Below are 12,200 nucleotides of genomic sequence, written 5' to 3'. Positions count from 1 at the left end.
CTGCCAGGATTGATCGTTCAGAAGGGAAAAACCGTCCGGACCGGCCGGGAGAGGAACCGGACCGGACGGTATCGACCGCGCCTTACGGCTTGGGGATGTCGAACTGCGACGGATCGTTGGGTGCCGCGCCGCTGTCGAACTGCTGCCAGGCGTTGATCGACAGCATCGGCATCGCGGCCTTGGCCGCCGCCTCGCCCGAGGTGGCGTTGAACAGCGCGCCACGCTCGGCGGCGAACTTCTTCATCACTTCGGAATTGGCGATCTTGTCGGCCCAGACGGCATCCATCGAATCCAGCACCTCTTGCGGGGCGTCGGCGGGGATGAAGATGCCGAAATAGTTCGGCGCACTGGCCACGCCCTCGATCCAGTCGGTGATCGGGGGAACGGTGCCGAACCCTTCCAGTTCAAGCGGCTGATCGGCGACCACCGCCAGGGGGCGCAGACGACCGGCGCGCACCATGTCGACCTGTTCGGTCGCGGTCTGGGTGGTGAACTGGGTTTCGCCCGCCACGGTGGCGATCACGGCGGGGTTGCCGCCCTCATAGACGATCTGGCGATACTTGATGTCGGGTTCGACCGCCTCGATCGCCTGAAGGGCAATGGCCCCGGCCGAGGTAAGACCAGCGGAGGACACCGTGACCTCGCCCGCCTTCAGCGCCTCGAGAAGCTGGCCGAAGTCCTGGAATTCGCTGTCGGTGCGCACCGAGATCATGCTGGGGTTGGCAACATGCAGGTATAGGCGCCACTGATCCAGCGTCACATCAAGGCTGCCCAGCACAGGATAGGCGCCCAGATCGGCGGCTGCACCGGCGGCGAAGGTCATGCCATCGTGGGGCGCATCCCAGACGGCACGGGTGCCGGTGGACCCCGAGGCGCCGGGCTGATTGACGATCACGAAATTCTGGCCAAAGGCCTCGCTCAGCTCACCGGCGACCACGCGGGTGACGGTGTCGGTCGATCCGCCGGCCGACCAGGGCACGATGATGGTGACCGGTTCGCTTGGCTTCCACTCCTGTGCGCTGGCGACGGCCGGCACCACCAGCGCGGCCAGGGCAAGGGACGCGATTCTAGACGTGAAATTCATATGATCCTCCTCTGCTAACTAAACGTTTAGTTAATAGAGCGCCCGCATATCGAGTCTGTCAAGAAAATTCCAAGGAGCATTGGCGCTGGGAAGTTTGGGGAAAGGCGTGCCCGCCACCGGGCGCAAGAAGCAGGCGGACTGGTTGCACCGCCTGTTTCCCTTCATCTGCCGGACTGAACCCGCGCGATGGCGGGCTATTCGACGATGGCGTCGAAGGTAAGGTCGATGGCAAGGGTATCGTCGGGGTCGGGGTTGCGCAGGCCCATACGGTCCATGCTGACAAGAACCCCCTCTGCCCTGACGGAAATCTCGAGCTTGCCCTCGACAATGGCCGAACGGGTCACGCTCAGGGCAAGGCCGTCGTCCAGATCGGCGCGATAGACGCGGGGCGGATCGCCTGCGGGAATGGATATGCTGACATCGCCAGCCGCGAATGTGCCATCGAACGTCCCGATCCATTCCGCACCCAGGGTCATCGCGCCCAGGCCACGCTGTGTCAGGCCCGGGCCGACAACATAAAGCGAGATATGCATGTTCCCGTAGTCGGATTGCGACGGGAGAACCGACAGTTCGACAGTTTCGCCATCGATCATGCCTGAAACCCGTCCGCCCGGATCGGCGGCAAGGCCGGGCGTGGCGGCGAAAAGGAAGGCGACGGCCATGGTCAGGCCGGCGAGGGCATTGCCCGCGGGCGCAGTGGCGCGGGGGGCGAATTTGGCAAAAGGGGCGGTCTTCATGGGCATCACCATCATGCTTGGGGCTGGATGGCACCGTAGCATAGGTCTTGCCCGGGGATCCGTCCCCCTTCGTTCGAAGGGGGCAGGTGTTTCGGCGGTCGCGCGCGGGTGTTGCCCGCCCTCAGATCGGAAAGGCAGGGGGCGGCAGGCCCGGCACCGGGGCGGGCAGGCTCAGCAGATTGCCGGCACAGAGTTCTTCGCGCAACTGGGGGGCGGTCAGGAAACGCCGCTGACTGGTGACAAAAAGCGTGGCCAGGTCTTCCCCTCCGAAGGCGGGCATGGTCGGGCGCGAAACCGGCAGGGCGATCTTGCCCGCCTCGCTGCCGTCTGGGCTCAGGCACAGAAGATGCCCGGCCCCCACAATCGCGATCCAAAGCCCGCCGTCACGGTCGACCGAGGCGCCATCGGGGTTGTGCCCCTCGGGCAGCACGGCAAGGCAATCCACCGCCACGGGTGCGCCGCTGGCGGCGTCCAGTTCGAACCGCTCGATCCGGCGGGTGGGGGAATCGGTGAAATACAGCGTCCCGCCATCGGGCGAGATGGCAATTGCATTGGGCACGGCGACCGCGCGGCGCACAACATGCAACTCGCGACCCGGCGTCAGGCAGTATAGCGCACCTATGACAAGCCCACTGCCGGTCTTGTCCATCGAGCCGAACCAGATGCGGCCGCGCCCATCGACCTTGCCGTCGTTCAGCCTGGTGCGCGGCTCATCCGCCTCGACCGGGCACAGCAGGTCGAACGCGCGGCTCTCGGGGGCCACCAGCCACAACCCGTCCTCAAGCCCGACGATCAGCCGCCCGTCATCGGCGTGGCAGACAAAGCCCGGCATCGACGGCAGCGGAATGTCGAAATCGGTCCCCCCGCCCAGGCCATGGCCCAAAAGGCGCTGGCCCTGGATATCGATCCACCACATGACATTGCGCGCGCGATCCCAAAGGGGGGATTCACCGGTCAACGCCCCGGCGGCATGTACTTGTGTCACGTTCATCGTGCGGCACCGAAATATGAAACGGGTTGTCCGGGCACGTCGACGTCGATGGCAAAGACGTTGCCCGATTGTGGCGCAAGGGTCGAGAAGCCGGCAGGCAGGCGCAGATAGGTGCTGGTGATGAACAGCGTACGCAGTTCGGGGCCGCCAAAGGCAATGGACGTGGGCATGGGCACCGGCAGATGTACGATCCGCTCCAGCGTGCCATCTGGGGCATAGCGGTGCAGGCACCACCCGCCGATCATCGCCGCCCAGACGTGGCCTTCGGCGTCGCAGGCGATCCCGTTCGGCCGCCCCCGCCCCGAACCACCGCGCACAAATTCGCGTTCGTTGGTCAACTTGTGTGTTTCCGGATCGCGGTCGAAGGCCAGGATCGCCTCGCGCGGGCCGTCCGAAACGTAAAGCGTGCCACCGTCCGGCGACAGGGCCGGGTTCTTGGGCATGCCCACCCGCGACAAGACCCGCGTGACCGACAGATCGCCCGCGATGCGATACATCGCCCCCTGCCCCGGCGCGTGCCGCAACGACATGGTGCCGGCCCAGATCGCCCCGTCGGGCGCCACCATGGCGGTGTTGAACCGGTTGTCGGGGCGGTCGGCCTCGGGATCGACCAGAAGCCGCCGGTCGTGGGTGGCCGGATCGAACAGCGAAACGCCGTTCTGGCCCAGCAGGATCAGCCGGCCATCGGCGGCCAGTGCCAGCCCGCCTGTGACCTCGGGCAGAAGGATGCGGTCGGTTTCGCCGGTGTCGGGGTTCAGGCTGCGCAGGGCGGGCGCAAGAATATCAAGCCAATAGAGCCGATTTTCGGACGCGCTCCAGATCGGGTTCTCGCCCATGAAATCGCGCCCTGTCTGCAGATCCCGCAGGTCCTTGTCGGGGGGGGCGGCGGCCTGTGGCGCCACGATGTCGGGGATCGCGGCATCGCCCACATTGCCCGAGGCGCGGCGCGCGCTTTCGGCCACAAGGCGGCCTGCCTCGTGAAGCTTTTCGGCGCTTACCGGTTCGCCCTCGAAGGCGACCGAGATGGCAGCGACCGGAAAGCCCGATTCGTCGCAGATGGCCGCGGCAACGGTGGTGGCCTGCGTTTCCGTCCGGCCGGGATGGATGCAATAGCCAAGCGCCTGCGCAAGGCCGATCTCGGCGGGCACGCCCTTGCTGCGCGTTTCGGGCGGCAGGTTGCCCGCGATGGCCTGACCCGCCGCCGTCTCGGCGGCCTTTTCCCGGGGCCAGACCCGAACCATCCGCGTCTGCGAGGCGTCGGGGTCTTCGAAATCGATCACGAAGACATCTTCGCCATCGGCGGCGTAAAGACAGGCGGGCTGGCGCAACAGGGCCGCCAGGCGTGAGAGTTCCGGCTTGGCCGCACGCCCGACCGTCGATTGATCCATCGACCGGCGCACCAGCTCGAACACCCGCGACCCGGTGAAATAGCGCCGGGTGCGCGGATCATAGCGCAGCAGCCGCCGCTGCACGAGCGCGGCAAGAAGCCGGTGCAGCGTGCCCTTGGGAATGTTCACCCGGGCGTGGATCTCACCGAACCGGGGCGGCTGGGGCGTCATGCTGACAGCCATCAGAACGTCGATCCCCCGCATCAGCGCCTGGGTTCCAGGAACGTCGATACTGGCGGTGTCGGTCGGGGCCTTCGCGGCGGAGGGAGAGGCGGCAGGAAAATCGTTCATGGGCAAAAGCCTAATGGCAAGCCAGTCGGCAATCCAGAAAAAGTTTGAAACTTTGTTTGACTTTTAAAGATCATCTCTCACTATATGGAACACCTATCGGAGATGCGGCGCATGAGTACCAAAAGCAACCTGACGGTGGACGAACTTTCGTTTTCCCGCGTCGCCATTTCGGCCAAGACCACTTGGATCTTTGTCTCCGTCACCCTTTCGGACGGCACCAAGGGGTTTGGCGAAGCCACCGATTTCGCAAATGCGGCCGCCATCGAATCCACCCTCGCCCTTCTGGCGCAGGTGGTGGCCTCGGAACGCCCGGCGCCTATCGCTCCGGCGCTTTCGCTTCTGGCGGGCAAGCATGTCTCGATCGCCCGCAAGACGGTAAGCGCGGCTTTCGAACAGGCCATCCTGGATGCCATGGCGCGGCGGTGCGACATCCCCCTCGCCGTGATGCTGGGCGGGGCCTATCGCCAGCAGGTGCCGACCTATGCGAACATCAACCGCGGCATCCCCGACCGTAGCCCCGAAGGCTTTGCCGCGCAGGCGCGTGCGGTGATCGCCGACGAAGGTTATGGCGCACTGAAGATCGCGCCCTTCGACGGCTTCTCGTGGGATAGCGCCCCCGACCGCGCGGCCCTGGACACCGGGCTGGCACGGATTGGTGCGGTACGCGATGCGGTCGGGCCGGATGTCAGGCTGCTGATCGACTGCCATTCGCGCCTGAACCCGGCAACCGCCGCCCTGGTCATACGCGAAACGGCCCCCCTGTCGCCCTTCTGGATCGAAGACCCGGTGGATGCGACCCGGTTTTCCGCCCGCGATCAGCGCCAGTTGCGCAGCCTGGGCCAACAGCAGGGCATCCGGCTGGCCGGGGGTGAATCGCTTGAAACCCTGGGCGACACGCGGCGTCTTCTGGACGATGGCGCCTTCGATGTGATCCTGCCCGACCTGCGGCTGACAGGGGTGCGCAACGGCATGGCAATCCTTGAACTGGCGACAAGCTGCGGCGTCGAGGCAAGCCTGCACAATCCTGTCGGTCCGATCCTGGATGCGGTCAGCCGCCATGTCGCCGCCGCCCTGCCCTCTTTCCTGATCCTCGAACGGCAGGTGCGCGAAAGCCCGCTTTATACCGAAATCGCCGGAGGGCGGCTTGAGATCGAGAATGGCAAGGTCGGGCTTGGGCAGGGGCCGGGATCGGGGCTGAACGTCGACACCAACGCCATGCAGCGCGCCGCCAGCGCCGCCCAGCCGCAGGTTCTTTCCTTTGCGGGCATACCGGGCGCCGGGCCGGACGCCTAGCCAGAAGACATCATTGCAGGACATTCCCGTGACCCAGAGCAGACCCTTCGAAAACCGCCGCATTCTCGTGACCGGCGCCAGCCGCGGTATCGCCGCCGAAATCGCCCTGGCCCTGGGCCAGGGCGGGGCCCATGTGATCGTGAACCACTCGGCAGCCGCGGACGACGCGGCCGGGCGCGGCGATGCCGCCCAGACCCTGGCCAGCCGCATCGCCGGGGCCGGTGGCAGCGCAGAGCTGATCGAACAGAACCTGGAAGACACCGGCGCGGGCCGCACCCTGGCGCAAAAGGCCCGGGCCGGTGGCCCGGTGGACAGCGTGGTCCTGTCGGCCTCGATCCAGATCCACAAACCATTCCTGTGCCAGAGCAGCGACGATATCGCCCGCCAGATCGCCATCAACATCACGACGAACCTGGAACTGCTTCAGCAGCTTCTGCCCGACATGGTCAGCGCCGGTTTCGGCCGGGTACTGGCCATCGGCAGCGTGCAACAGCAGGTCCCGTCTGCCGAAATGCCGATCTATGCCATGACCAAGGCCGCGCTGGTGAACCTGTTCGAGAACCTGGCCCTTCAGGGCGGCGCCGACGGAATCACCTTCAACACCCTGTCGCCCGGTCTGGTCCAGACCGACCGCAATGCCTTTCGCCGTCGCGACATGGCGACCTGGGAAAAGGCCTGCAAGGGGGCAAACCCGATGCAACGGGCCGGCCAGCCCGCCGAGATGGCAGCGCCTGCGCTGTATTTCCTGTCACGCGACGCCGGTTTCGTGACCGGCGCCACGCTTTTCGCGACGGGCGGCAGCCATATCCGCAGCTTCACCAGCGACGCACGGCACGGCTTCGTGCTGCCCGACGCAACCGACGATTCCCCGCACTAGCGGGAACGCCAATCGACCAAGGGAGGAAAATCGATGAAACTTGCAAATCTGACTTTGCTGGGCGGGCTGACCGGGGGGCTGGTCTGTTCGCTTCTGGCGGGCACGGCCATGGCCCAGAGCCTGGCCAACGTGGCCCGCGAAAAGACGCTGGTGGTGGCCCACCAGACCGAGGCGCCCAACTATCGCAACGTGGGGATCGCGAACCCCTACACCATCAACAACGAGGATATTCGCGGCTCGATCCTGAACATGTTCGAACCGCTGTTCTATTACAACTCGAACAAGGACGAGCTGATCCCCTGGCTGGCCGAGGGATTCGAGTACAACGACGATTTCACCGAAGTGACGGTGAAGCTGCGCGAAGGGGTGACCTGGTCGGATGGCGAGGCCTTCGATGCCGCCGACGTGGCCTTCACCTATGAAATGCTGCGCGAAAACGGCGCGGGCAAGAAAGACCTGATCCAGGCCACGAAGGTGACCGACTCGGTCGCGTCGGTCGAGGCTGTGGACGAGAACACCGTGAAGTTCACCCTCACACGGCCCGACCCGCGCTTTGCCTTCAAGTTCCTGATCAACTATTTCGACATCGGCTTTCAGATCGTTCCCGAACATGTCTGGAAGGATATCGAGGACAAGGCCGCCTTCACCAACTTCGACCTTGAAAAGGGCTGGCCCCTGACGACCGGCCCCTGGAAACTGGTGCGCTTCACCGACACCCAGGTCTTCATCGACCGGCGCGACGATTACTGGGCGGCGCAATCGGGCTTTGCCGACCTGCCCGCGATGGAGCGTATCGTGACAGTTCCGGGTGGCACGCGCGACCGGATGGCACAGCTTATCTCGGCCAACCAGGTCGACATCACCGCCGACATCGGGGTGGCCAGCGTGATCAAGCAGATCGTGTCGCAATCCCCCCAGATCAGCACCTTCAGCGGTGACAAGCCGCCCTATGGATCGAAAGACTGGTGGCCCACCTCGCTGTACTTCAACAACCTGAAGGAAAAGTGGGCCGACCCCAAGTTGCGCCACGCGATCAACTATTACGTCAACCGCGACCAGATCAGCGACATCGTCTATGGCGGTGCCAGCGAAAGCGCCAACACCCCCTTCCCCGGCTTCGGATCGCTGAAACCCTATATCGATGCGGCCCAGCCCCTGGCCGAGAAATACGGCATCGGCGTCTTCGATCAGGCCAAGGGCGATGCCCTGATGCAGGAAATCGGCTATGCCAAGAACGCCGACGGCATGTGGGAAAAGGACGGTGAGGTACTGACCGTCCAGATCGAGACGATCTCGGTGCTGGATGCCGTCGCGCCTGTCGTGTCGCAGCAACTGCGCCAGGCGGGGATCGACGCCTCGTTCCGGTCGACCCCGGAAAGCCGCGGCATCATGCGCGACGGCAAGTTCGACATGGCGATGTTCGGCCACCGCGGTTCGATCTCCGATCCCTATGCCACGCTGGAAATGTACACCTGCAAGAACCAGTTGTCCGAAGGTCAGCCGACCCTGTTCATGGACCGCTGGTGCGATGCCGAATTCGACGGGCTGGTGGAACAGATCGGAGCGTTGCAGCCGGGCGACGCCAAGATCCTGGACCTGACGACCCAGGCCATGGAAATCTGGATGCGCGAGGCGGTCGAGGTGCCGATCCAGGAATGGTATCACCGCATTCCGATGAACACGACCTACTGGACCAACTGGCCCACCGAGGAGAACCCCTATCTCCAGCCGGCCTTCTGGTACACCTCGGGTCAGTTCGGCTACGTGATGCACCAGCTTGAACCGGCAAACTGATCGCGAACGGGGTTCGGGCCGCTTCTGGCCCGAACCCGGCACAGACAGGCGAATTCCATGTATATCCAGCGCATCCTGCGACGCATCCTGACGTTGCTTGCGGTCATCTGGGCCGCGGCGACGCTCAACTTCTTCCTGCCGCAACTGGCCCCCAAGAACCCGATCACGGAAAAGCTGACCCAGCTTGCCGAAACCTCGGGGATTTCGGGCAACCAGATTGCCGTCCTGACCGAGGCCTTCAACGAACGCTTCGGGCTGGATCAGCCATTGTGGAAACGCTATTTCGACTACCTCCACGACATCGCGACCTTCGATTTCGGCTATTCGATCTCGTCCTATCCGACGCGGGTCGGCGATCTGATCGGGGGGGCACTGCCCTGGACGCTGGGGCTGATGATCACCACGACGCTGGTGTCCTTCGCGATCGGCACGCTGGTGGGGGCCTATGCGGCCTGGCGTCGCGATTCCCTGCTGATGCAGGCGGTGTCGTCGGTTCTGATGGTCTTCTCGGCCATTCCCTTCTACCTGATCGGGTTGGTGCTGATCTATTTCCTGGCGGCCAAGGGCGGGTGGTTTCCGATTTCGGGGGGCTATTCGCTGTTCTCGATCCCCGGCTGGAACTGGTCCTTCGCGCTTGAGGTGCTGCACCATTCGCTTCTGCCCGCGCTCTCCATCGCCATCGCCTCGATCGGGATCTGGGCCATCGGCATGCGCGGCATGATGGTGACGGTGCAGGGCGAGGATTACATGGTCTTCGCCAAGGCCAAGGGCCTGAAACCCCGGCGCGTCTTCCTGCGCTATGGTGTGCGCAACGCGGTCCTGCCCCAGGTCACGACGCTGGCGCTGTTCTTCGGGCAGGTCGTCACCGGCGCCGTGCTGGTCGAGATCGTCTTCGGCTATCCCGGCATGGGGAACCTGCTGCTCGAATCCATCACCCTGTTCGACTACCCGACGATCTACGGCATCGTCTTCATCCTGATCGTCACCATCGCGCTGTCGATGCTGCTGGTTGATCTGATCTATCCGCTGATCGACCCCCGTGTGCGCGCGTAAGGAGTTCCCATGACCACCTCACCCACAGTGCAAACGCGTGTCGAAACCATCGCCGAGGAGGCCGAGGCCGGCAGCCTGCGGGGCGTGATTCTGGGCGTCGGCCGCTATCTGCGCCGCAATCCGCAACTGATCGTCGGGCTGATCCTGCTGCTGGGGCTAGTCGCCTTTACCACCATCGGGCGGCTGTTCGTCGATATCGCCGGGGCGCACCCCCTGGCCGGCCCGGCCAGCCAGCCGCCTTCGGCCGAGTTTCCGCTGGGCACCGATCCGCAGGGGCGCGACGTTCTGGCGGTGATGGTGGTGGGGGCCTGGCTGACCATCCGCACCGGTGTGATTGCGGGGTTCATCGGCATCCTGGCCGGCTCGGCCGTGGGCTTTGTCGCCGGGTACTACGGCGGCTGGGCGGATCGCATCATCACCTGGATCGTCGATGTCCTGCTCACGGTGCCCGCCATCCTGTTTCTCGTCATCATCTCGGCCATGCTTCAGAACGGGCTGACATCCTTTGGGATGGCGCTGATTATCGCGCTTCTGGCCTGGCGCCGACCGGCCCGCCAGGTGCGCAGCCAGATCCTGGTCATGCGCGAGGCGGGCTATGTGGAAATGGCCAAGCTTTCCGGCTCCAGCGGCTTTTCCATCATCTTCAAGGAAATCGCCCCCAATCTCATGCCCTACCTGATCTCCTCCTTCATCGTCGCGGTCGCGGCGGCGATCCTTGCCAGTGTCGGACTTGAGGCGATGGGCCTTGGCCCGCAGAACGAACCCACCCTCGGCATGACGGTTTACTGGATCATGCAGTTCTCGGCCTTCCTGCTGGGGCTCTGGTGGTGGATCCTGCCGCCGGTGCTGATCCTGATCGTGCTGTTCGTCGGGCTTTACCTGCTGAACGCGGGGCTTGACGAACTTGCCAACCCACGCCTGCGCAAAAGGACCTGAGCCATGACACTTCTTGAGGTACGCGATCTTTGCATCGACTATTTCACCTCGACACGGGTGATCCACGCGGTGCGCGGCGTCAGCTTCGACGTTGCCCCCGGCGAAAGGGTGGCCCTGGTGGGCGAAAGCGGGTCGGGCAAGACCACGACCGCCCTGGCGCTGATGCAGATGATCGAACCGCCCGGCAAGATCGTCGGCGGAACCGCCAAGCTGAACGGCACCGATCTTCTGGCCCTGCGCGGCGATGCGGTGCGCGCCTCGCGGCTGGCCAATGTCGCCTATATCCCGCAGGGGGCGATGAATTCGCTGAACCCGGTGTTGCGGCTGCGTGAACAGATCCTTGACGGGCTGGTGGACCACGGTCAGCGGCTTGACCGCAAGGCCGCCGATGCCCTGGTGGCGGGGGCGCTGAAGGGGGTGGGCCTGTCGCCCGACCTGGCCCGCGCCTATCCGCATGAATTGTCCGGCGGGATGAAGCAGCGCGCCTGCATCGCCATCGCCATCGCCATGAAACCCGACCTGGTGATCGCCGACGAACCCACCTCGGCGCTGGATGTGATCACGCAGAAACAGGTGATGGCCACGCTGATCGCCGCGCAAGAGGAAATCGGCTGTGGCCTGCTACTGATCGGGCATGACATGGGGCTGATGGCCCAGGCCACGAACCGCGTCATCGTCTTGCAGCACGGGCTGATCGCCGAGGATGCGCCGGTGGGCCGGATCTTCACCGACCCGCAGCACGCCTATTCGCGGATGCTGATCGACAGCGTGCCGACCCTGGGCAAACGGGCCGAAACCGCGGCGCCTGCGGTGATCGCCAAGCCCGAGGCGGCCAGCCTGATGGAATTCGACAAGGTATCGAAAACCTTCGGCGGCGGGCTGTTCGGCAACGACGCGGTCCGCGCTCTGGACACCTGTTCATTCCGCCTGGCCGACGAACACCCGCAGATCATCTCGGTTGTCGGGCAATCGGGGTCGGGCAAGACGACGCTGGCGCGCATGGTTCTGGGGTTCGAAACCCCCAGCACCGGTGAAATCCGATATCGCGGGAAACCGATGGCGGCCATGCGGGCCGAGGAACGGCGCGCCTACCGGCGCGAGGTGCAGGCGATTTTCCAGGACCCCTACGGATCGTTCAACCCCTTCTACAAGGTTGATCGCGCCCTTTCCCTGCCGCTGGCCAACTTCGGACTGACCACCCAGGGCGGCAGCGCGCGCAGCCGGATGGAGGAGGCCTGCGAGGCCGTTGGCCTGGATGCGGGCGAGGTTCTGGGCCGCTTTCCCCACGAACTTTCGGGCGGTCAGCGCCAGCGCCTGATGGTGGCCCGCGCGCTGATGATCGGGCCGCGCATGCTGGTGGCCGATGAACCGGTTTCGATGGTCGATGCGTCGTTGCGCATGACCATCCTCGGCAACCTGCAACGACTGAAAGACCGCTTCTCGATCTCGGTCATCTACATCACCCATGACCTGGCCACCGCCTATCACGTCAGCGACTACGTTCTGGTGCTGCACAAGGGGCGGATCGTCGAGGCGGGGCTGCCGGGCGACGTGATCGAACGCCCCGAGCACCCCTATACCCGGTCACTTGTCGATGCGATCCCCTGGCCCGACCCGAACCGCCACTGGGGCACCGGCGCACCCGACCGCGCCGGATGGGACGCCCGCCAGATCATCCGCGGACAAAGCGCCGGCTTTGTCCTGAACGCGGCAGGTTGAACCCGCCACGACCGCACACCCTCAGCATGACGAGATT

At 64.9% G+C, this 12,200-nt stretch carries 10 protein-coding genes; 6 read left to right on the top strand and 4 right to left on the bottom strand.

From position 1 onward, the window contains the following. Positions 1 to 82 precede the first annotated feature (82 nt). The 4 genes from H7828_RS13310 to H7828_RS13295 form a co-directional block, all read right to left on the bottom strand. Positions 83 to 1,084, bottom strand: a complete 1,002-nt coding sequence (locus H7828_RS13310; protein WP_226781538.1) for a Bug family tripartite tricarboxylate transporter substrate binding protein — start codon at positions 1,082 to 1,084, stop codon at positions 83 to 85. A gap of 194 nt (positions 1,085 to 1,278) precedes the next feature. Beyond that, positions 1,279 to 1,821 (bottom strand): hypothetical protein, encoded by a 543-nt coding sequence (locus tag H7828_RS13305; protein WP_226781537.1) that lies wholly within the window; start codon positions 1,819 to 1,821, stop codon positions 1,279 to 1,281. A gap of 121 nt (positions 1,822 to 1,942) precedes the next feature. Then, a complete protein-coding gene (locus tag H7828_RS13300; protein WP_226781536.1) occupies positions 1,943 to 2,812 on the bottom strand; it encodes an SMP-30/gluconolactonase/LRE family protein in 870 nt (289 codons plus the stop codon). Next, the gene (locus H7828_RS13295) at positions 2,809 to 4,491 is read right to left on the bottom strand and encodes an SMP-30/gluconolactonase/LRE family protein (protein WP_226781535.1); all 1,683 of its coding nucleotides are present in this window, start codon (positions 4,489 to 4,491) and stop codon (positions 2,809 to 2,811) included. The genes H7828_RS13300 and H7828_RS13295 overlap by 4 nt, the downstream gene beginning before the upstream one ends. A gap of 111 nt (positions 4,492 to 4,602) precedes the next feature. Here H7828_RS13295 and H7828_RS13290 point away from each other — a divergent pair, with 111 nt between their 5' ends. From H7828_RS13290 to H7828_RS13265, 6 genes are read left to right on the top strand one after another with little or no spacing between them, the layout of a single operon-like run. Next, on the top strand, positions 4,603 to 5,784 hold the full coding sequence (locus H7828_RS13290; RefSeq protein ID WP_226781534.1) for a mandelate racemase/muconate lactonizing enzyme family protein: 1,182 nt from the start codon (positions 4,603 to 4,605) through the stop codon (positions 5,782 to 5,784). Between the two features lie 28 nt (positions 5,785 to 5,812). Continuing rightward, the gene (locus H7828_RS13285; RefSeq protein ID WP_226781533.1) at positions 5,813 to 6,661 is read left to right on the top strand and encodes an SDR family NAD(P)-dependent oxidoreductase; all 849 of its coding nucleotides are present in this window, start codon (positions 5,813 to 5,815) and stop codon (positions 6,659 to 6,661) included. Positions 6,662 to 6,694: 33 nt separating this feature from the next. Beyond that, positions 6,695 to 8,455 carry an ABC transporter substrate-binding protein gene (locus H7828_RS13280; RefSeq protein WP_226781532.1) on the top strand — a complete coding sequence of 587 codons (1,761 nt, stop codon included), beginning with the start codon at positions 6,695 to 6,697 and terminating at the stop codon, positions 8,453 to 8,455. 57 nt (positions 8,456 to 8,512) lie between these two features. After that, positions 8,513 to 9,508: an ABC transporter permease gene (locus H7828_RS13275; protein WP_226781531.1), complete on the top strand. Its 996-nt coding sequence runs from the start codon at positions 8,513 to 8,515 to the stop codon at positions 9,506 to 9,508. A gap of 9 nt (positions 9,509 to 9,517) precedes the next feature. Beyond that, a complete protein-coding gene (locus H7828_RS13270) occupies positions 9,518 to 10,444 on the top strand; it encodes an ABC transporter permease (RefSeq protein ID WP_226781530.1) in 927 nt (308 codons plus the stop codon). Positions 10,445 to 10,447: 3 nt separating this feature from the next. Then, a complete protein-coding gene (locus tag H7828_RS13265) occupies positions 10,448 to 12,163 on the top strand; it encodes an ABC transporter ATP-binding protein (RefSeq protein WP_226781529.1) in 1,716 nt (571 codons plus the stop codon). The last annotated feature ends 37 nt before the right edge of the window (positions 12,164 to 12,200 follow it).

This window comes from Oceaniglobus trochenteri, assembly GCF_020529025.1.
GTDB classification, from domain to species: Bacteria; Pseudomonadota; Alphaproteobacteria; order Rhodobacterales; family Rhodobacteraceae; genus Oceaniglobus; species Oceaniglobus trochenteri.
The sequence above is the reverse complement of the archived record's forward strand: the minus strand, read 5'-3'. Positions and strand labels throughout refer to the sequence as shown.